The sequence below is a fragment of the Kitasatospora sp. NPDC058162 genome, assembly GCF_042884005.1.
Lineage (GTDB): Bacteria > Actinomycetota > Actinomycetes > Streptomycetales > Streptomycetaceae > Kitasatospora.
The window spans coordinates 1-19,754 of record NZ_JBHVUS010000044.1; the positions used below are offsets into that span (position 1 = coordinate 1).

A 19,754-nucleotide genomic window follows, 5' to 3' on the forward strand; every position below is an offset into this window, starting at 1 on the left:
GCCCTCCGGGCGCTTCGTTCTTTCGTGTTTCCAGCTTATCAGATGTTTTCCGCTCCGTTTTCCGGGGCTTCGTCATCCAACTCGCCGGTGTCTTCTGAGGTTTGACGCCCCGTCCGACGTTTCAAACTCTAGCCGATCCCCGCTCCGAAAAGCGAATCCAGCCGCAATCCGATAAAAGCGCACGCCGAATAAGCACCGAGCCGAGACGCGAAAAAGCGAAACGACCGGTACGGACCGGAAGTGGTGTTTCAAGGGATTGGCCGCTCCGGGACCGTCCGCGCAAACGCGTGTCCGGTGCTCCCTGCCGAGCGACTAGAGAACACTACCCCTCTCCGGCGCCTGGGGCAAACCGGTGCCGGAGACGGTCCGGGTGCAGAGCGCGCGGCCCTGCTTCACGTACTCGCCGTTGGGGTGGTCGTTGCCGGAGACCCAGCGCAGGGCGGTGGCCTCATCGCGGCCGCCGTCGCGGTGGCGGCGGAGCAGTCGCTCCTCGCGGACGGTGTCGTCGGTGTCGACGTACCAGAGCTCGCGCAGCAGCCGGCGGGCGTCCGGCCAGGGGGTGTCCGCGGAGGCGAGGTAGTTGCCCTCGGTGATGACCAGGCGGGTGTGCGGGCGGACGACGTGGCGGGCGGCGACCGGTTCGTCCAGGGTGCGGTCGAAGTCGGGGACGTAGATGTCCTGGAAGCGGTCGGCGGCGACCCGGCGCAGCAGGGCGACGTAGCCGTGGGCGTCGAAGGTGGCCGGGGCGCCCTTGCGGTGGGTCAGTCCGAGGCGGTCGAGCTGGGCCGCGGAGAGGTGGAAGCCGTCGAGCGGGAGGTACGCGGCGGTGCCGGGGCCTTCGGTGCGTTCGACCTCGGCGACCAGGTGGCGGGCGAGGGTGGACTTGCCGGCTCCGGGCGGGCCGACAAGTCCGAGGATCGTACGGGCGTTGCTGCCCGGGCCGCGGAGGAGTCCGCGGGCGAGGGCGGTGAGGCGGTCCTCGTTCATGGCCGCACCCTACTCACTGGCCCGGGCCCGGCGGCCGGCTCAGTCGACGGCCAGGGCAGGGACGAGGGCGGGCTGCTCCAGGGTGAGCGTGCCGGCGTCCGCGTCGAGCACGGCGGGGACGCCGAGCGGGACGGTGAGAGTGGACGGACAGTGGCCGAAACCCAGTTCCCAGAGCACGGGCACGCCGAGGCCGCCGAGGCGGTCGAGCATCACGTCCCGGACCCGTTCGGGCCGCCCGCAGCCCTCCCAGGAGCCGAGGGCTATACCGGCCACGCCGTCGAGGGCGCCGGAGCGCAGGAACTGGGTGAGCAGGCGGTCGAGCTGGTAGGGGTGCTCGTTGACGTCCTCGAGGACCAGGATGCTGCCCGTGTAGGAGGGGCGGGCGGCGGGCGTGCCGCGCTCGGCGGCGAGCACGTGGACGCAGCCCCCGGCGGTGACGCCACGGGCACGGCCGGGGACGAGCGCGCCCGCGGTGGGCGAGGTGAGGACGGTGGTGGCGGCGGGGTCGAAGAGGGTGCGGCGCAGGTGTTCGGCGGTGGGGCCGTCCTCGACGAAGGAGGAGGCGGCGGCCATCGGCCCGTACAGGGTGGCGAGGCCGAGGCGCCGGGCGAAGGCCTCGTGCAGGGAGCTGACGTCGCTGAAGCCGATGAAGGGCTTGGGGCGGGCCGCGCGCATGGCGGTCCAGTCGAGCAGGTCGACGATGCGGTGGACGCCGTAGCCGCCCCGGGCGCAGATGACGGCGTCGACGGTGGGGTCGAGCCAGGCGTCCTGGATGTCGGCCGCGCGGTCGGCGTCGGTGCCGGCCAGGTAGCCGAGGGCGGGGTGGGTGTCGAGGACGTGCGGGGCGACGGTGACGCGCAGGCCCCAGGTGCGGAGGATCTCGCAGCCGGCGGTGAGTCGCCCGGCGTCGATCGGGCCGCTGGGGGCGACGACGGCGATGTGGTCGCCGGGGCGCAGCTGCGGCGGGCGGGTCAGTCCCTGGCCGGGCGTGGGCGGTTGCTGGTCCATGGACCGGGCCTTTCGGGGAAGGGGCGGCTGTGGGCGGCCTCGGGGTGTGGTCGAGGCCGCCCGGTGACGATATGCCCGCCGGTCGACCGGCCGATGTCCGTGGACGGACGGACCGCAGTGGGTCCGTGCGGGTTGCGGCCGTAGAGGGTGTTGACGGCGTTGAGGGCCCTTCAGATCGCGCCCATCACCTCCCGCACCTCGGCGAGGGTGGCGTCGGCGATGGCGTTGGCCCGTTCGGCGCCGTCCCGCAGGACCTGCCGCAGGTGGCCGCGGTCGGTGGCGAGCTCGGCGCGGCGGGCGCGCAGCGGGCGGAAGTGCTCGTTGACGGACTCGATGACGGTGCGCTTGAGGGCGGCCGCACCGCCGTCGCCGATCTCCTCGGCGATCGCCTCCGGGTCGCGGTCCTGGCAGAGCGCGGCGAGCAGGACAAGTCCGGAGACCTCGGGGCGGGCGCTCGGGTCGTAGGTGATGCGGCGGTCGGCGTCGGTCTTCGCGCCGCGGATGATCCGGGCGGTGGTGTCCTCGTCGGCGCCGAGGGCGACGGCGTTGCCGCGGCTCTTGCTCATCTTGCCGCCGTCGGTGCCCAGCAGCATCGGGGCGTCGGAGAGCAGCGCCCGGGGGCGGGGGAAGACGGCGCTGCCGTCGGCGTGCGGGTAGCGCTCGTTGAAGCGGCGGGCGACGGTGCGGGCGACTTCGAGGTGGGGCAGCTGGTCCTGGCCGACCGGGACGAGGTCGGCCTTGCAGAACAGGATGTCGGCGGCCTGGTGGACGGGGTAGGTGAACATCAGTCCGTTGACGGCGGCCTGGCTGGAGTGGGCGATCTCGTCCTTGACGGTGGGGTTGCGGCTCAGTTCGGCGACGCTCACCAGGCTGAGGAAGGGCAGCAGCAGCTGGTTGAGGGCGGGGACGGCGCTGTGCGCGAACATCGTGGCCCGCTCGGGGTCGAGGCCGGCCGCGAGGTAGTCGAGGACGAGGTTCTCGGTGTGCTCGGCGAGCCGGTCGGCGATGTCGCGGTCGGTGATGACCTGGTAGTCGGCGACCAGGACGAACATCTCGACGCCCTGGTCCTGGAGCCGGACCCGGTTCCGCAGGGTGCCGAAGTAGTGGCCGAGGTGGAGCGGGCCGGTGGGGCGGTCGCCGGTGAGGACGCGGTGGGAGGACGGGTCACCGAGCGGGTCCGTGGCGGTGAGGTCGGACGTTCCGGCGGCGGTAGCGGTGGTGGTGGCGGTAGCAGCGGTGGTCATCGGGTTTCTCCCTCGGTACGGCGGTGGTGGCGGCCGTCCGGGGCGAGGGGCCCGTCCCGTGGGGAAACGCGACAGGGCCGTCCGTCCCGGACGGCCCTGGTCAGGCGAGTGTGGTGGCCGTCCTAGGACGGCCACCAGCACAGGCCCACGAAGCGCTTCATGGCTCCCACCATAGCGTCAGTCCTCCACGACCAGGGCCCTGGTGTCGTGGCGCAGCGTCTCGCCGCGGAAGAACTCCGGTCGGATCCGGCCGTACCAGGTCATCAGCGCGGCGCCGAGCAGCAGGATGCCGACGCCGATCACGAACACCGAGCCGATGCCGAACAGCGCGCCGCTGCCGTAGTCGGGGGACCAGGCGTCGGTGAGGGTCTGCAGGAAGACGGCGCTCAGCAGCAGGCCGCCGAGCAGCGGGGCGGCGCCCTTGAGCAGCAGGTCGCGCAGGCTGCCGCGGAGCGAGCGGCGGAAGTACCAGACGCAGGAGAAGGCGGTCAGCGCATAGTAGAAGCAGATCATCAGACCGAGCGCCAGGATGGTGTCCTGGACGACGTCCTCGCTGATCAGGCTCATCCCGACGTAGAACACGGCGGTGGCGAGACCGGCCGCGACGGTCGCGTACCCGGGGGTGCGGAAGCGCGGGTGGACGGTGCCGAAGCGCGGCGGCACGGCGCGGTACGCGCTCATCGCGAGCAGGGTGCGGGCCACCGGGATGAAGGTGGTCTGCAGGCTCGCGGCGGCACTGGCGACGACGGCCAGGAAGAGCAGGATGCTCCACGGCGAGCCGAGCACCGGGCGGGCGAGCGCGGCGAAGACGTTGTCGGCGGTCGCCGGGTTGCCGAGACCGTTGCCGGTGCTGCCGACGCCGGCGAACATCTGCGCCGAGATCGCGACCAGCAGGTACGAGCCGACCAGGGTGACCATGGAGACCAACGCGGCCCGGCCCGGGGTCTTGGCGCTGCCGAGGGTCTCCTCGTTCATGGTGAGGCAGGTGTCCCAGCCCCAGTACATGAAGATCGACAGCGACAGGCCGGCGGTGAACGCGCTGAACGAGCCGACCTGGAGCGGGTTCAGCCAGGAGAAGGAGAAGCCGATCGAGTCGGGCAGGTCCCCGGCGGCGGCCTTGCCGATGGCGATGGCCGAGAACAGCAGCAGCACGGCCAGTTGGAGGCCGACCAAGCCGTACTGGAACCACTTGGTGGCCGTCATCCCCCGGTAACTCATCGCGGTGGCACCGGCGATGAGCAGCACCACGGTGAGCAGGTGGACGGCCTTGTTCTGGTCGAGCCCGGCGATCCAGTCGCTGCCGCTCATCTCGCCGAGCATCAGGTAGAGGAACTCCGTCGCGACCCCGGCGAGGTTGGAGAGCACGATGATGGTCGCGACGGTCAGTCCCCAGCCGGCCATCCAGCCGATCCGCGGGCCGAAGGCCTTGACCGTCCACGTGAAGGACGTCCCGCAGTCCGGGAAGTCCTTGTTCAGCTCCTTGTAGGCGAACGCGACGAGCAGCATCGGCAGGAAGCCCGCCAGGAACACCGCCGGCATCTGGACCCCGACCGCGGTGACCGTCGGTCCCAGCGTGGCGGTCAGGCAGTAGACCGGGGCGACCGTCGAGACGCCCAGTACCACGCTGCCCAGCAGGCCGACCGAGTTGCCCCGCAGGCCCTTGTCCCCCGCTCCCCCAGCCGTCCCCTGTTCGGGGACGCCACCACTGGTGCCACTGACCGGGGCACCCTGCGGAGCGCCGGGCGCCATTGCCCGGCCGCTGCTTGTGTGCTCTGAGAGCTGCTGATCAAACACCAGCGCACTCTAAGTCGCATGAAGAAGGTTGAATAGACCAACTCTTGGTGATTTTATGCACTTTCGATGACCTTTGACGCTCCGGTGAGCGACCCCGCACGGAGGGTGCGGCGGGCGGCGAGATAGGTTTGCCTCACCTAACCTCTTCCTCGACCGTCCGGTCCCGACCGTGAAGGAGCGTCGCGTGGCCCCCGACTCCGACGACTCGACCCTCGTGCCCGCCTCCGGCCTCGTACCCGCACCCGCGCCTGCGCCTGCTCCGCGCACCGCCAGCCGCCGTCGCTTCCTCACCGCCGGAGTGACCGGCGCCGCCGTGCTCGGCCTCGGCGGACTCCTCGCGGCCTGCGGCAGCTCGGGCGGCTCGGGCGGCTCGGGCGGCGGCGGAGGCAACGGCGGTACGAAGCCGGGCAGTGGCGGTTCGCCCGACCAGAAGTCGGTCAAGCAGGGCGGCGACGACTACGCCACCGTCATCGAGAAGATGAAGGGCTTCGGCACCGACGCCGCCCCGGGCGTCTACCCGCGCACCGTCAAGCACGCCATGGGCGAGACCGTCATCCCCGCCAAGCCCACCCGGGTCGTGGTGCTGGACACCGGCGAGCTCGACAACGTCGTCGCGCTCGGCATCCAGCCGGTCGGCGTCGTCCACACCGACGGCTCCAAGTCGCTGCCCTCCTACCTGAAGGACAAGGCGGGCAACCCGGCCGCCGTCGGCACCATCAACAGCCTCAACCTGGAGGCGATCGCGGCGCTCAAGCCCGACCTGATCCTCGGCAGCCAGCTGCGCGCCCAGGACCAGTACGCCCAGCTGTCGAAGATCGCGCCGACCGTCTTCTCGCTGCGCCCCGGCTACCCCTGGAAGCAGAACTTCCTGCTCAACGCCAGCCCCTTCGGTCTGCAGGCCGAGGCCCGGGCGCAGCTCGACGCCTACCAGGCGGCGGCCGCCGCGATCGGCACCGGGCTCGGCGGCAAGCGGCCCACCATCACGCCGCTGCGCTTCATGCCGGGCCGGACCAGGCTCTACGCCGAACTCTCCTTCATCGGCACCATCCTCACCGACGTGCCGCTGCCGCAGCCCGCGATCGAGCAGGTCAAGGAACTCGCGGTGGAGGTCAGCCCGGAGCAGATCGACAAGGCGGACGCCGACTGGATCTTCTACGGCGTGTACGGGAGCCCCAGTTCGACCAACCAGGACGCGGTGCTCGGCGGGGCGCTCTGGAAGACGCTCGGCGCGGTCAAGTCCGGTCAGGCGCGGCCGGTTTCGGACGAGACCTGGTTCCTCGGGCTCGGCGTCATGGCGGCCAACGCGGTGCTCTCCGACCTCAAGGGCTTCGTCGCGCCCGGCAGTTGAGCCGATACGCCTGGTAGGGGCCGCCGCTGATCGCCCGGCGATCACGGCGTGCTCCCCAACACACGCCCGGGAATGACGCTTGGAGCTGGTGGCGCGGTGCGGGAGGATCGTCGGGACCGTCCCCCGAAGGGCCCGCCGATGACCTCGCTCCATCCCCGTTCCACCGACTCCGCCCTGCCCGGCCCGCCCGCGGACGGTGCCGGCTCCTCGCCCCGGGCCGACGCGCTCGGACCGCCCGGCTCGGGGGCTCCGATCTGCGCGATCGCGACGGCACCCGACGCCCACGCGGCCGTCGCCCCGGGCGTCCCCGCCCGGGGCGACTCGGTGCCGCAGCCGCGCAGCCCGGAGGACGTCGAGGCGCAGCTCCGGCGTGCTGCGACGGGCGGGGCTGCAACGGACGGCGCTTCGACGGACACCGCCACGACGGGCGGGGCTGCGACGGACCGTCTTGCGACCGACGCTGCCGCGACCGCGGCCCGGCTCCGGGAGGCCTTCGCCGACCGGCTGCGGGCCGCGCGCGCCGAGGGGCGCTCGGTCGCCGAGCTGGCGGCCGCGTGCCGGCGGCCGGTTGAAGAGGTACGGGCGCTGCTCGGCGAGACCGCGGAGAAGGCCGAGGAGAAGACCGCGGAGGTGGCCGGACCGGGGTTCGTCGGCCTCCGGCAGCCCGCGGCGCCCACGGAGGGCACCCGGCCCACGTCGGCGCCGCGTTCGGCGCGCGAGGAACTCCGGAGCCTCGGCTCACGACGGCCGTCGCCCTCCCGCCGGCTGCGCCGGATGCACCCGCTGGCCGACCCGACCGGGCAGGAGGCGGCCGCACGGGAGACGGCCGCGACCGACCCGACCGGCATCCGGCCGCACGGTGCGGGGTGGGCGGGTGCACCGGCCGGTGCAACGGGGGTGGTGACCGGTCACCTGGCCGCGCTGCCCCCGGCGCTCGCTGCACACGGTGCCGACTCGGCGAACGCCTGGGCCGGGGACGGGGCCAGGGCCGTTGCCGGGGATTCCCGGGCCGAACCGCCGCTCGGCATCCTGATCGGCGGCAGCCCGGTCCAGCCGGACGGCCTCGGCCGCCCGGAGGAGCGGACGCCGGTCCGGGTGGCGGCGGAGCCGATCCGGGTCGGGCGCGGAACCAGCCTGGTCGTGCTGCCCTCGTGGCGTCCCGCCATCGCCGTCTCGGTGTCGACCGAGCAGCTGGTCGCCGAGACCGGGCTCACCGTCGAGCAACTGGCCCACGCCCAGCTCACGGTACGGATGAACCCCTGGGCGCTGCACGACCGGGAGCTGGACCTGCACGGCTGGGAGCCCGGCCCGGCCGGCCCCACCGGGCGTGCCCGGCGCGGCGGGCGGGGCTAGGCGTACCCGGCGCGGTCGGCGCGGCTAGCGGGTGTTCGGGATGTAGCCGAGGTCGACGGGTACCGGAGGGCGCCCGTCGACCGCCCAGCCCGTGCGGACGGGCTCCAGCAGCTCCGGGAGCCGGGGCGGCCAGAGCGCGTCGGCGTTCTCGTCGGCGAGGTCGGCCGGGGTCCACCAGCGCCAGTCGAGGATCCGGTCCTCGGCGTGCACCGCGCTGACGTCACCGACCGGGCCGCGGTGCGGTCCGCGGGTGAGGTAGATGTGCTCGTGCTGGCGGACCGGGGTGCCGTGCCAGGTGAAGTCGTGCTCCCAGGTGCAGAGCAGCGGACCCGGTTCGAGGTCGGTCCAGCCGGTCTCCTCCCACAGCTCGCGCCGGGCGCCGACCGGCGGGGTCTCGCCGGGCTCCAGCCCGCCGCCGGGCATGGTCCAGTGGACGCCGACCTCGTCGTTGTCCGAGCGGAGCAGGAACACCGAGCCGTTCCCGTCCAGGACCACCGTGCGGGCGGCCCGGCGGGGAACGCGTCTGCGCGGTCGCAGCAGTCTTCGCATCGGGACACTCTGACAGCGCCGGCACCGGGCGTCGACCGAATTCACCGCCCCGGTCACCCACTTGGGGCGGCCCCGGGCGCCCGACCGCCGACGGGACGCAGCCGGAGCGGCCCGCTGGCCTTACCCTGACCGCCATGCCCGTACCCTCGATCCTCTTCCCCGCCGATCCGCTCAACCCGCGCCGGCCCGATCCGCACTTCGCCTGGGAGGCCCGGCTGCTGCGGGAGTTGGGCGGCGAGCACCATCTCGTCGACCACGACGCGCTGCTCGCCGGACACGCCGAGGAGGCGGTCCGGCGGGTGCCCCAGGACGCCGGGCCGCTCTGGTACCGGGGCTGGATGCTCCCCTCCGCCCGCTACGCCGAGTTCGCCGCCGCCCTCACCGCCCGCGGCGGCAACCTGCTGACCAGCGCGCCCGGCTACGCGGCGGCGCACGAACTGCCCGGCTGGTACGGGGTGTTCGAGGGCGCGACCCCGCCCAGTGTCTGGATCCCGGCCGACGGGACGGCGGCCCCCACACCGGAGGAACTGGCGGACGCCGCGGCCCGGCTCGGCGGGACCGGGCCGGCGATCGTCAAGGACTACGTGAAGTCGCGCAAGCACGAGTGGCACGAGGCCTGCTACGTCCCGGAGTTGGCGGACCTGGCGGCCGTCGGCCGGGTGGTCGGGCGGTTCGTCGAGCTGCAGGGCGAGTTCCTGGCCGGCGGGGTGGTCCTGCGGCGGTACGAGGAGTTCGAGCGCACCGGCGGGTCGGACCAGGACGGCGCGCGTGTCGGGGGCGGTCCGGATGGCGCGGACGGCGGGGACGGCGCCGGACGGGCCGTGGAGGCCCGGGTGTGGTGGCTCGACGGCCGGCCGATCCTGGTCGGGCCGCACCCGGACGCCCCGCACCAGCGGGTCGAGCCCGACCTCACCCACGTGCCCGCGCTGGTGCGAAGACTCGGCTGCCGCTTCGTCACCACCGACCTCGCCCGCCTGGCCGACGGCTCCGGCTGGCGCGTGGTGGAGGTCGGGGACGGCCAGGTGAGCGACCTGCCGCGCGGGGTCGACGCCTCGGGCCTGCTGGCCTCGCTGATCGCCGCCTGAACCCGCTGCTCGACCGGAGGGGCAACTCCGGAGGGGTGGTCGGACGGCCCGACGGCCGGCCCGGCTGTCAGACCGGCCGTCGGACCGGCCGTCGGACCGGCCGTCGACCGCGGCGTGGCGGCTGCCCCGCCGCTACCCCGCGGCCGCCCGGCGACTACCCGGCGGCGACCGTCTCGGCCGGTGCCGGGTGGCCGTCCGCGATGAACGCCTGCCAGAGCCTGGCGTACGTCCCGTCCAGGGCGAGCAGTTCGGTGTGGGTGCCGTCCTCGACCACCCGGCCGTGGTCCAGGACGACCACCCGGTCCGCGCGTTCGGCGGTGGTCAGCCGGTGGGCGATGACCAGGGTCGTGCGCCCGCCGCTGAGCCGGTCCGCGGCCTGGTTGACGGCGGCCTCGGTGGCGAGGTCGAGCGCCGCGGTGGCCTCGTCCAGCAGCAGGATGTCCGGGTCGACCAGTTCGGCCCGGGCCAGCGCGATCAGCTGGCGCTGGCCCGCCGAGAGGTTCCGCCCGCGGCCGGCCACCTCGTGGTCGTAGCCGTCCGACAGCCGGACGATCATGTCGTGCGCGCCGACCGCCCGGGCCGCCGCCTCCACCTCGGCCGCCGAGGCGTCCGGGCGGCCGTAGGCGATCGCCTCGCGGACCGTGCCCGCGAACAGGTACGCCTCCTGCGGCACCACGCCCAGGCGGTGGCGGTACTGGGCCAGGTCGTAGCGGGTGAGGTCCACCCCGTCGACCCGGACGGTGCCCTCGGTCGCGTCGTAGAACCTGGCGACCAGCTTGACCAGCGTCGACTTGCCCGCGCCGGTCTCACCGACCAGCGCCACCGTCTGACCGGCGGGTATGTGCAGGTCGACGGCGCTCAGCACCTCCGGTGCGCCGTCCACCCCGCCGTTGTAGGCGAAGCCGACGCCCTCGAAGCTGATCTCACCGCGCAGCCCCTTCGCCACCGGGACGGGGTCGGCCGCCGGGGCCGTGGTGGTCGGGGTGCGCAGCAGTTCACGGATCCGGCCGAGGCCCACCGAGGCCTGCTGGTAGCCGTCGAACACCTGGGACAGCTGGTTGACCGGGGCGAAGAACAGGTCGATGTAGAGCAGGTACGCGACCAGCGCGCCGACCGTCAGCGTCCCCGCGTCCACCCGGGCGGCGCCCACGATCAGCACCAGTGCGGCGGCCACGCTGGAGAGGAACTGGACGAACGGGAAGTACAGCGAGATGTAGAACTGCGCCCGGACCCGGGCCTCCCGGTAGGCGATGCCGCGGGCCACGAAGCGGTCGGTGTTGGTGTCCAGGCGACGGAACGCCTGGACGATCCGCATGCCGGCCACGTTCTCCTGGAGGTCCGCGTTGACCGTGCTGATCAGGTCCCGGGAGAGCTCGTACTGGTCCTTGGACTTCTTCCGGAACACCAGGGTGGCGATCACCAGCAGCGGCAGCACGGCGAAGACCACCAGGGCCAGGCCGGCGTCGATGATCAGCAGGGCCAGGAAGATCCCGGCGAAGGTCAGCAGGCTGACCACGGCGGTGACCATGCCGGTCTGCAGGAAGGACGTCAGCGAGTCCAGGTCGGTGGTCATCCGGGTCATGATCCGGCCGGTCAACTCGCGCTCGTAGTAGTCCAGGCCGAGCCGGTTGAGGTGGGCGAAGATCTTGAGCCGGAGGGTGTAGAGCACGCGCTCGCCGGTCCGGCCGCTGACCCGGTTCTCGGCGCCCTGCACCAGCCAGTCCAGCAGCACCACGACGAGGGCGGTGATCGACGCCACCGCGACACCGGACATCAAGCCCTTGCGGACGCCCTCGTCGATGCCGTGCCGGATCAGCACCGGCAGCACCAGTCCGGCGGCCGCGTCCAGGGCGACCAGCAGGAAGGCGATGAGCAGCGGGATGCGGAAGGGGCGCAGCAGGCGGCCCAGGCTGAAATCGGGGTCACCGGCCTCGGCCTCGGCGCGCGGGACGGCGGGGGCGTCGGAGGCCGGCGGGAGGGCGGCGACCTTGGCCAGCAGCTCGGGGTCGGCGGTGCGGGCCGCCTTGGCGAGGGCGGGGGTGGGGAGCGCGGGGGGCTGCGGGGTGGGCTGGTTCTGCTGGTCTGCCGGTGCGGACTGTTCGCTCGGGTTGCTCTGGTTGTTCTGGTACTCGGGCTCGGCCTGCGGTTCCGGTGTGCGGCCGGCCTCCGGGTCGGTGATCAGGGCCCGGTACTGGGGACATCGGGCTTCGAGTTCCTCGTGCGTGCCGAGGTCCAGCAGTCGGCCGTGGTCCAGGACCGCGATCCGGTCGGCGAGTTGGAGGGTCGAGCGACGGTGGGCGATCAACAGGGTGGTGCGGCCGGTCATCACCGAGCGCAGCGCGTCGTGGATCTCCGCCTCGACCTGCGGGTCGACGGCCGAGGTGGCGTCGTCCAGCAGCAGGATCCGGGGGTCGGTGAGGATCGCCCGGGCCAGGGCGATGCGCTGGCGCTGGCCTCCGGAGAGGGTCAGTCCCTGCTCGCCGACCTTGGTCTCGTAGCCGTCCGGCAGCGCGCGGACGAACTCGTCGGCCTGGGCGGCGCGCGCTGCGGCGACGATCTGCTCGTCGGTGGCGTCCGGGCGGCCGTAGGCGATGTTGGTGCGGACCGACTCGGAGAAGAGGAAGCTCTCCTCGGGCACGATGCCGACCGCCGCACGGACCGAGTCCAGGGTGAGGTCGCGCAGGTCGTGGCCGTAGAGGCGGACGGCGCCGGCCGCCGGATCGTAGAAGCGGGGCACCAGCTGGGCCACCGTCGATTTGCCGGATCCGGAGGCGCCCACCAGGGCGAGGGTCTCGCCGGGGGCCAGCTTCAGGCTGAGCCCGTGCAGTACGGGGGCGGGGTGTTCGGGGTCGTAGCGGAACTCGACCCGGTCGAACTCCAGGGCGACGTCCGGGGTGCGGGGGCCGGTCGTGCCGGTCGTACCGCCGGTCGGAGCGTCGGCTGCGGTGTCGTCATCGGAGGGGACGGCGCCGTCCCGCGTCAGGTCCAGGGTGAGCGCGTCCGGGCGCTCCTGGACCAGCGGGCGCTCGTCGATCAGCTGCAGAACCCGCTCGACGCCGGCCCGGGCCTGCTGGCCGACCGTGATGACCATGGTCATCATCCGCACCGGACCGGTCATCTGCGCGACGTAGGTGGAGAAGGCGACGAACGTCCCCAGCGTGACCTGACCGTCGACGGCCAGCCAGCCGCCGAAGGCCAGCACCGCGACCTGGGCGAGGGCCGGGATCGCCTGCATCGCCGGGTTGTAGCGGGCGTTCAGGCGTATCGACCGGAGCCGGGCGGCGAACAGGTTGCGGGAGACCAGCTCCAGCTTGTCCTGCTCCTGTGCCTCCTGGCCGAAGCCCTTGACCACCCGGACCCCGCCGATCGCACCGTCCACCACGCCCGCCACGGCGGCCGCCTCCTGCTGGGCGGCCCAGGTGGCCGGGAACAGGCGCTTGCGGCTGAGCACGCTGACCCACCACAGCGCGGGGGCCATGACCAGGGCGACCAGGGTCAACGGCGGGGACAGCCAGACCATCACGCCCAGCGACATCACGAACATCAGCAGGTAGCCGGTCATCATCGGCAGCATCGAGAGCAGGCCGTTGATCAGCTGGAGGTCGGAGGTCGCCCGCCCCACCACCTGGCCGGTGTCCAGACGGTCCTGGCGGTGGCCGTCCAGCCGGCCGAGCGAGCGGAACAGGTCGCTGCGCATGTCGTGCTGGACGTCGAGGGCCAACTGGCCACCGTAGTAGCGGCGGACCTGGGTGCAGCCGAAGACCACGACGGCGGCGAGCAGCAGCAGCACGGCCCACGGGGTCAGCGATCGGGTGTGGGCGACGATGACGTCATCGATGACCAGCTTGGTGACCAGCGGCACCAGCGCGGTGACGGCCATGCCCAGCAGCGAGGCTCCGAAGGCGAGCAGCAGGCTGCGGCGGGACCGCCAGCTGTAGCCGATCAGTCGGCGCAGCCAGCCGTCGGACGGGGCGGGCGTGCCCGGGTCGCCGGTTGCACGCGGGTTACCGGCCGTACCCGGGTTATCGGTTGTGCCCGGGCTGCCGACCGTGCCCGGCTCGGGGCGTGCGTCAGTGGCCTGCGGGTTCGGGCCGGGGGCCGGTGGGCCGCTCGGGGATTGCTCCACCATGGATCCGTGAGTCTCGGGCATATTTAGGGATGCTAACCATTTCGTCGGGTGGCCGCCACGGCATTTCCGGCCGCTCGCCGCGGTCGGGGCTGACTTCGTTACGGCCCGGATCGTCCGGTCCGGCGACTGGGCAACAGCCTGCGGCCTGCGGTGATTCCCGATCGAACACAGCTGCGACCCAACACTCCGGCCCTGCCCCCAAGGATCGCCCGGGCACCCGACGCGCGCCCAGCGGCCCGGGGCGGGCGGACGCCGTCCTTTGGACCTAGGGCCGCAGCCCAGGTCGCGGCCTAGGTCGCGGTCCTAGGTCGCAGCCCTAGGCCGGGGAGTCGGCGGCGACGGATTCGGCGGCGGCCGCGAAGGCGCCGTGGGCGAGGGCGTGCAGCAGTGCGGCCATGCCGTCGCGCTGCAGACCGGCGCGCTCGCCCTGGACCGGGTTCGGGCCGAGGCTGTGCGGGGTCGAGTTGATCAGGCCGAAGACCGCGTGCACGGCGGCCCGCGCCACCGGCTCGGCGGTGGGGGCGGCGAGCGGCGGGTGGGCCTGCCGGACCACGTCCACCCACAGTTCCACGTAGCCGCGCTGGAGCCGCCGGACGGTGCGGCGGTCCTCCTCCTTGAGGTTCAGCAGCTCGCGGTCGTGCAGGGTGATCAGGTCGCGGTCGTTCAGGGCGAAGTCGACGTGGCCGCTGATCAGCGCGTCCAGCGTGGCGGCCGGACCGTCGCCGCCGCCCGCCCGGCGGCGCCCCTCCTCCAGCAGGCGCTCGCTGATGCCGATCAACAGGTCGGCCAGCATCGCGTCCTTGCCGGCGAAGTGGCGGTAGAGGCCGGGGCCGCTGATGCCGACGGCCTTGCCGATCTCGTCCACGCCCACGCCGAGGAAGCCCCGGGCGGCGAACAGTCGCGCGGCCTCCCGGCGGATCTGGTCGCGGCGTGGGAGCGCGGAGGCTGCGGGGACGTTCGGCATGCCGTCCATCGTAGACAGTCGGGTTATCGGCCGTTAACCTGGGCGCGTAAGTTAACGTTAATTAACGTGAGGATCAGGGGCGCACCGTACTCGGCACGCCCGCCTGCTGCCGAGGGCAAGGGAGCTCTTGGGAATGGTCATCTCAACCACCGGCGCCCCCTCCGGGGTCCGGCTCAACGCAGCGACCGGCACCGCGGCGGCACCGGGTGCCGCCGCGCCGGGAGCCGCCGCTCCGGCACCCCGGCTCGGCACCTCCGCCGACCCGGGCTCCGCGGCCTACCGGGCCAACACCGAGGCGCACCGGGCCCTGGTCGCCGAACTGCGCGCCAAGCTCGACACCGCCGCCCTCGGCGGGGGTGCCAAGGCCCGCGCCCGGCACACCTCGCGCGGCAAGCTCCTCCCCCGCGACCGGGTGGACACCCTGCTCGACCCGGGCTCGCCCTTCCTGGAGCTGGCCCCGCTGGCCGCCGACGGGATGTACGAGGGTGCGGCGCCCGCGGCCGGGGTGATCGCCGGCATCGGCCGGGTCGCCGGACGCGAGGTGGTGGTGGTCGCCAACGACGCCACCGTCAAGGGCGGCACCTACTACCCGATGACGGTGAAGAAGCACCTGCGCGCCCAGGAGGTCGCGCTGGAGAACCGCCTGCCCTGCATCTACCTGGTGGACTCCGGCGGCGCCTTCCTCCCGATGCAGGACGAGGTCTTCCCGGACCGCGACCACTTCGGCCGGATCTTCTACAACCAGGCCCGGCTCTCGGCCGCGGGCATCCCGCAGATCGCCGCGGTGCTCGGCTCCTGCACGGCCGGCGGCGCGTACGTCCCGGCGATGAGCGACCAGGCGGTGATCGTCCGAAACCAGGGCACGATCTTCCTGGGCGGACCGCCGCTGGTGAAGGCGGCCACCGGTGAGGTGGTCACGGCCGAGGAGCTGGGCGGCGGCGAGCTGCACTCCCGCACCTCGGGCGTGACGGACCACCTGGCCGAGGACGACGCCCACGCCCTCTCCATCGTCCGCACCATCGTGTCCGAGCTCGGCCCGCGCACGGCCAAGCCGTGGCCGCTCACCGCCGTCGAGCCGCCGGCCGTCGACCCGGCGGGCCTGTACGGCGCCGTCCCGGTGGACCCGCGCACGCCCTACGACGTGCGCGAGGTGATCGCCCGACTGGTCGACGGCAGCCGCTTCGCCGAGTTCAAGGCCGAGTACGGCGCGACCCTGGTCACCGGCTTCGCCCGGATCCACGGCCACCCGGTCGGCATCGTCGCCAACAACGGCGTGCTGTTCTCCGAATCGGCCGTCAAGGGCGCCCACTTCATCGAGTTGTGCGACCAGCGCGGCATCCCCCTCCTCTTCCTGCAGAACATCACCGGCTTCATGGTCGGCCGGCAGTACGAGGCGGGCGGCATCGCCAAGCACGGCGCCAAGATGGTCAACGCCGTCGCCTGCACCCGGGTCCCGAAGCTGACCGTGGTGATCGGCGGCTCGTACGGGGCCGGCAACTACTCGATGTGCGGCCGGGCCTACTCGCCCCGCTTCCTGTGGATGTGGCCGGGCGCCAAGATCTCCGTGATGGGCGGCGAGCAGGCGGCCTCCGTGCTGGCCACCGTCCGGCGCGACCAGTTGGAGGCGCGCGGCGAGGAGTGGCCGGGCGAGGCGGAGGAGGAGTTCAAGCGCCCGGTCCGCGAGCAGTACGAGCGCCAGGGCAGCGCCTACTACGCCACCGCCCGGCTCTGGGACGACGGCGTGATCGACCCGATGGACACCCGCACCGCTGTCGGTCTCGCCCTCACCGCCTGCGCCAACGCACCGCTGGCGCCGCCCGCTCCGTTCGGCGTCTTCCGCATGTGACCGCGCCGATGCGACCACTCCGCCGCAACCGATCCGGTGTCACCGCTCCGATGTGACCCCCCTCTTCCGGGTGTGACTCCTGCGGCGCCGGTCCGACGACCGGGCCGGCGCCTCAACCGCCCACCGCCACCTCCTTCTTACGGCTCCCCTCGACCCGGAGGAACGCCTCCCATGTTCGACACAGTTCTGGTCGCCAACCGCGGTGAGATCGCCCTGCGGGTGATCCGCACCCTGCGGCGGCTCGGTGTCCGCTCGGTCGCCGTGTTCAGCGACGCGGACGCCGACGCACCGCACGTCCGCGAGGCCGACGTCGCGGTCCGGCTCGGCCCGGCCGACCGCAGCGACAGCTCGGCCGCCGAGACCTACCTGCGCGCCGACCAGATCCTCGCCGCCGCCCGCCGCACCGGCGCCCAGGCCGTCCACCCCGGTTACGGCTTCCTCGCCGAGAACGCCGGCTTCGCCCGCGCCTGCGCCGACGCGGGCCTCGTCTTCATCGGACCACCTCCCGGTGCGGTCGAGCTGATGGGTGACAAGATCAACGCCAAGGAGGCCGTCCGGACCGCCGGCGTCCCGGTGGTCCCCGGCAGCCAGGCCACCGCGCCCACCGACGAGGACCTCGTCGCCGCCGCCGACGGGATCGGCTACCCCGTCCTGCTCAAGCCCTCCGCCGGTGGTGGCGGCAAGGGCATGCGCCTGGTGCGGGACCCGGCCGAGCTGCCCACCGAGATCGCCGCCGCCCGCCGCGTCGCCCGGACCGCCTTCGGTGACGACACCCTGCTGCTGGAACGGTGGATCGACCGGCCGCGCCACATCGAGGTGCAGGTGCTCGCCGACGCCCACGGCACCACCGTCCACCTCGGCGAGCGCGAGTGCAGCCTCCAGCGCCGCCACCAGAAACTGATCGAAGAGGCTCCCTCCGTTCTGCTCAATGCCGAGACCCGCGCCGCGATGGGCGCCGCGGCCGTCCGGGCCGCCGAGTCCTGCGGCTACACCGGGGCCGGCACCGTGGAGTTCATCGTCCCCGGCATCGACCCGGACGCCCCCGCCTCCGCCGCTGAGGGGGTGCGGGACTTCTTCTTCATGGAGATGAACACCCGCCTCCAGGTCGAGCACCCCGTCACCGAACTCGCCGTCGCCGTCGGTCCGGACTCGGCCCGACTGGACCTGGTCGAGTGGCAACTGCGCGTCGCCGCGGGCGAGCCGCTCTCCTTCACCCAGTCCGACATCTCCTTCCTGGGCCACGCCATCGAGGCCCGCATCTGCGCCGAGGACCCGGAACGGGACTTCCTGCCCACCGGCGGTCGCATCCTCACCCTGGACGAGCCCCGGGGCGAGGGCATCCGGGTCGACTCCGGGGTCGCCCCCGGAACCGTGATCACCAGCGCCTATGACCCCATGCTCGCCAAGGTCATCGCGTACGGGCCCGACCGCCCGACCGCGTTGCGCCGGCTCCGCGCCGCGCTGGCCGACACCCGCATCCTGGGCGTCACCACCAACACCGGCTTCCTGCGCCGACTGCTCGCCCACCCCGAGGTCGTCGCCGGCCGACTGGACACCGGCCTGGTGGAACAGACGGCCCAGCAGCAGCCGGCCCTGCTCGTCGCGCCGTACTCCCCGTCGAATGCGGCGGCGTCGAGCACGACCGCATCGAACGCGGCGGAATCGAGCACCACCGCCCCTGCCGCCGATGCCCCGGCGACCGAACCGCCGTCACCTGCCCACCTCCTCTACTACGCGGCCGCGCTGGCACGGCACCTGGACCTCACCCCGGCCGCCGACCCCGGCGGCTGGACCGACCCGTTCTCCCTCCCCTCCGGCTGGCGCCTGGGCGGCACCCCCGCCTGGACCACCCACCGACTCCGTACCCCCGGCCAGGACCCGGTCTCGGTGCGCATCCGTTCGATCACTGCGGGCAACGTAACCGAGGCCACTGACAATTCCCCCGAGCGCACCCGCGAGGTGGAGCTCCAGCTGGACGCCGGGCCCGTCCACCGGGCCCGTGCGACCCTGGTGTCCGACCGGCTGCACCTGACCGTCGACGGCCTGCAGACCGCCTTCGCACTGGCCACCGACGCCACCCCCGGCCTCCCGGCCGGCCCGGTGACCTGGCTCGGCATCGAGGGCGACGCCTGGCCGATGCACGCCTACGACCCGGTCGTCGAGAGCACCGCCGGCGCCTCGGCGCACCACGGCGCGCTGACCGCCCCGATGCCCGGCACCGTCACGGTCGTCAAGACCACGGCGGGCGAGACCGTCCGCAAGGGCCAGCCCCTGCTCGTGCTGGAGGCCATGAAGATGGAACACGTGATCGCCGCGCCGCACGACGGCGTGGTGGCCGAGCTGCGGGCGACCGCCGGCGCCACCGTCGCGATGGAGGACCTGCTGGTCGTGGTCACCCCGGCCGAGGAGGCCGCCGAGGTCGCGGAGGTGCGGTCATGACGTCCCGGGAGACCCCGGCCGGGGAGACCGCCGCCCGCGAGCCCGACGCACTCGACCTGGGCCTGCCCGACCCGGTCCGCGCCCCCGGCCTGCCGGAGGAGGTCCGGATCCACGAGGTCGGGCCGCGCGACGGGCTGCAGAACGAGAGCTCCCTGGTACCCGTCGAGGTCAAGGCGGAGTTCATCGGCCGGCTCGCCGCCGCCGGGCTGCGGACCGTCGAGGCGACCAGCTTCGTTCACCCGAAATGGGTACCCCAGCTCGCCGACGCCGAGGAGCTGGTACCCAGGCTCGCCGGACTGCCGGAGCGCCACCCCGGTCTGCGACTGCCGGTGCTGGTGCCCAACGAGCGCGGCCTCGACCGCGCGCTCGCCCACCACGCCACCGCCATCGCGGTGTTCGCCAGCGCCACCGAGACCTTCGCCCGGCGCAACCTCAACCGCTCGGCGGACGAGGCCATGGCGATGTTCCGCCCGGTCGTGACCCGGGCCGTCGAGGCCGGGGTCGCCGTCCGCGGCTACCTCTCGATGTGCTTCGGCGACCCCTGGGAGGGCCCCGTCCCAGTCGACCAGGTGGTCCGCTACGGCGTCCAGCTGCTGGAGATGGGCTGCGCCGAGCTGAGCCTCGGCGACACCATCGGCGTGGCCACGCCCGGCCAGGTCGGCGCGGTGCTGGCCGGGTTCGCGAAGGCCGGCGTGCCGGTCGGCCGGCTCGCGGTGCACTTCCACGACACCTACGGCCAGGCGCTCAGCAACACCCTGGCGGCGCTGCGCGAGGGCGTCACCACGGTGGACGCGTCGGCCGGCGGCCTGGGCGGCTGCCCGTACGCGAAGAGCGCCACCGGCAACCTGGCCACCGAGGACCTGGTGTGGATGCTGCACGGGCTCGGCGTCCGGACCGGTGTCGACCTGCGCGCGCTGGTCGCGACCAGCGGCTGGATGGCCGAGCGCCTCGGCCGCCCGAGCCCCTCCCGGACCGTCCAGGCGCTGCTCAGCGCCACCCGGGGCTGAC

General features: G+C 73.4%; 13 protein-coding genes. 6 read left to right on the top strand and 7 right to left on the bottom strand.

Going from position 1 to position 19,754, the window contains the following annotated elements; all coding sequences use genetic code 11:
* Positions 1-312: 312 nt before the first annotated feature.
* The 4 genes from ACFVXG_RS40795 to ACFVXG_RS40810 all read right to left on the bottom strand — a co-directional run bounded on the left by ACFVXG_RS40795 (position 313) and on the right by ACFVXG_RS40810 (position 4,988).
* The gene (locus tag ACFVXG_RS40795) at positions 313-987 is read right to left on the bottom strand and encodes a nucleoside/nucleotide kinase family protein (protein WP_387935413.1); all 675 of its coding nucleotides are present in this window, start codon (positions 985-987) and stop codon (positions 313-315) included.
* 39 nt (positions 988-1,026) lie between these two features.
* On the bottom strand, positions 1,027-1,995 hold the full coding sequence (locus ACFVXG_RS40800; protein WP_387935415.1) for an LD-carboxypeptidase: 969 nt from the start codon (positions 1,993-1,995) through the stop codon (positions 1,027-1,029).
* A gap of 170 nt (positions 1,996-2,165) precedes the next feature.
* Positions 2,166-3,239 (bottom strand): tryptophan--tRNA ligase, encoded by a 1,074-nt coding sequence (trpS, locus tag ACFVXG_RS40805; RefSeq protein ID WP_387935417.1) that lies wholly within the window; start codon positions 3,237-3,239, stop codon positions 2,166-2,168.
* Between the two features lie 177 nt (positions 3,240-3,416).
* Positions 3,417-4,988 carry an APC family permease gene (locus tag ACFVXG_RS40810; RefSeq protein ID WP_387935419.1) on the bottom strand — a complete coding sequence of 524 codons (1,572 nt, stop codon included), beginning with the start codon at positions 4,986-4,988 and terminating at the stop codon, positions 3,417-3,419.
* 343 nt (positions 4,989-5,331) lie between these two features.
* Between ACFVXG_RS40810 and ACFVXG_RS40815 the strand changes: the two genes are divergently transcribed.
* Both ACFVXG_RS40815 and ACFVXG_RS40820 read left to right on the top strand, forming a co-directional pair.
* Positions 5,332-6,381: an ABC transporter substrate-binding protein gene (locus tag ACFVXG_RS40815; protein ID WP_387935498.1), complete on the top strand. Its 1,050-nt coding sequence runs from the start codon at positions 5,332-5,334 to the stop codon at positions 6,379-6,381.
* A 138-nt stretch (positions 6,382-6,519) separates the two neighbouring features.
* Positions 6,520-7,734 (top strand): hypothetical protein, encoded by a 1,215-nt coding sequence (locus ACFVXG_RS40820; protein ID WP_387935421.1) that lies wholly within the window; start codon positions 6,520-6,522, stop codon positions 7,732-7,734.
* Between the two features lie 24 nt (positions 7,735-7,758).
* Here the strand turns inward: ACFVXG_RS40820 and ACFVXG_RS40825 are convergent, their stop codons facing one another.
* On the bottom strand, positions 7,759-8,283 hold the full coding sequence (locus ACFVXG_RS40825) for an NUDIX hydrolase (RefSeq protein ID WP_387935422.1): 525 nt from the start codon (positions 8,281-8,283) through the stop codon (positions 7,759-7,761).
* 134 nt (positions 8,284-8,417) lie between these two features.
* On the opposite strand from ACFVXG_RS40825, the gene ACFVXG_RS40830 reads away from it, so the two are divergent.
* Positions 8,418-9,368: an ATP-grasp domain-containing protein gene (locus ACFVXG_RS40830; RefSeq protein WP_387935424.1), complete on the top strand. Its 951-nt coding sequence runs from the start codon at positions 8,418-8,420 to the stop codon at positions 9,366-9,368.
* 154 nt (positions 9,369-9,522) lie between these two features.
* Here ACFVXG_RS40830 and ACFVXG_RS40835 read toward each other — a convergent pair whose 3' ends face one another.
* Positions 9,523-13,497: an ABC transporter ATP-binding protein gene (locus ACFVXG_RS40835; protein WP_387935426.1), complete on the bottom strand. Its 3,975-nt coding sequence runs from the start codon at positions 13,495-13,497 to the stop codon at positions 9,523-9,525.
* A 316-nt stretch (positions 13,498-13,813) separates the two neighbouring features.
* Positions 13,814-14,461, bottom strand: a complete 648-nt coding sequence (locus ACFVXG_RS40840) for a TetR/AcrR family transcriptional regulator (RefSeq protein ID WP_387935428.1) — start codon at positions 14,459-14,461, stop codon at positions 13,814-13,816.
* A gap of 133 nt (positions 14,462-14,594) precedes the next feature.
* Here ACFVXG_RS40840 and ACFVXG_RS40845 point away from each other — a divergent pair, with 133 nt between their 5' ends.
* The 3 genes from ACFVXG_RS40845 to ACFVXG_RS40855 all read left to right on the top strand — a co-directional run bounded on the left by ACFVXG_RS40845 (position 14,595) and on the right by ACFVXG_RS40855 (position 19,753).
* On the top strand, positions 14,595-16,307 hold the full coding sequence (locus ACFVXG_RS40845; protein ID WP_387935429.1) for a carboxyl transferase domain-containing protein: 1,713 nt from the start codon (positions 14,595-14,597) through the stop codon (positions 16,305-16,307).
* Positions 16,308-16,478: 171 nt separating this feature from the next.
* Positions 16,479-18,746 (top strand): biotin carboxylase N-terminal domain-containing protein, encoded by a 2,268-nt coding sequence (locus ACFVXG_RS40850; RefSeq protein ID WP_387935431.1) that lies wholly within the window; start codon positions 16,479-16,481, stop codon positions 18,744-18,746.
* Positions 18,743-19,753, top strand: a complete 1,011-nt coding sequence (locus ACFVXG_RS40855) for a hydroxymethylglutaryl-CoA lyase (RefSeq protein ID WP_387935433.1) — start codon at positions 18,743-18,745, stop codon at positions 19,751-19,753. Before ACFVXG_RS40850 ends, ACFVXG_RS40855 begins: the two co-directional genes overlap by 4 nt.
* Position 19,754: the final 1 nt, after the last annotated feature.

Bases quoted from the DNA above. Each gene is read 5' to 3' on its own strand.
- ACFVXG_RS40795 (WP_387935413.1), bottom strand. From the start codon at position 987: ATGAACGAGGACCGCCTCACCGCCCTCGCCCGCGGACTCCTCCGCGGC.
- ACFVXG_RS40800 (WP_387935415.1), bottom strand. From the start codon at position 1,995: ATGGACCAGCAACCGCCCACGCCCGGCCAGGGACTGACCCGCCCGCCG.
- trpS (WP_387935417.1), bottom strand. From the start codon at position 3,239: ATGACCACCGCTGCTACCGCCACCACCACCGCTACCGCCGCCGGAACG.
- ACFVXG_RS40810 (WP_387935419.1), bottom strand. From the start codon at position 4,988: ATGGCGCCCGGCGCTCCGCAGGGTGCCCCGGTCAGTGGCACCAGTGGT.
- ACFVXG_RS40820 (WP_387935421.1), top strand. From the start codon at position 6,520: ATGACCTCGCTCCATCCCCGTTCCACCGACTCCGCCCTGCCCGGCCCG.
- ACFVXG_RS40825 (WP_387935422.1), bottom strand. From the start codon at position 8,283: ATGCGAAGACTGCTGCGACCGCGCAGACGCGTTCCCCGCCGGGCCGCC.
- ACFVXG_RS40830 (WP_387935424.1), top strand. From the start codon at position 8,418: ATGCCCGTACCCTCGATCCTCTTCCCCGCCGATCCGCTCAACCCGCGC.
- ACFVXG_RS40835 (WP_387935426.1), bottom strand. From the start codon at position 13,497: ATGGTGGAGCAATCCCCGAGCGGCCCACCGGCCCCCGGCCCGAACCCG.
- ACFVXG_RS40840 (WP_387935428.1), bottom strand. From the start codon at position 14,461: ATGCCGAACGTCCCCGCAGCCTCCGCGCTCCCACGCCGCGACCAGATC.
- ACFVXG_RS40845 (WP_387935429.1), top strand. From the start codon at position 14,595: ATGGTCATCTCAACCACCGGCGCCCCCTCCGGGGTCCGGCTCAACGCA.
- ACFVXG_RS40850 (WP_387935431.1), top strand. From the start codon at position 16,479: ATGTTCGACACAGTTCTGGTCGCCAACCGCGGTGAGATCGCCCTGCGG.
- ACFVXG_RS40855 (WP_387935433.1), top strand. From the start codon at position 18,743: ATGACGTCCCGGGAGACCCCGGCCGGGGAGACCGCCGCCCGCGAGCCC.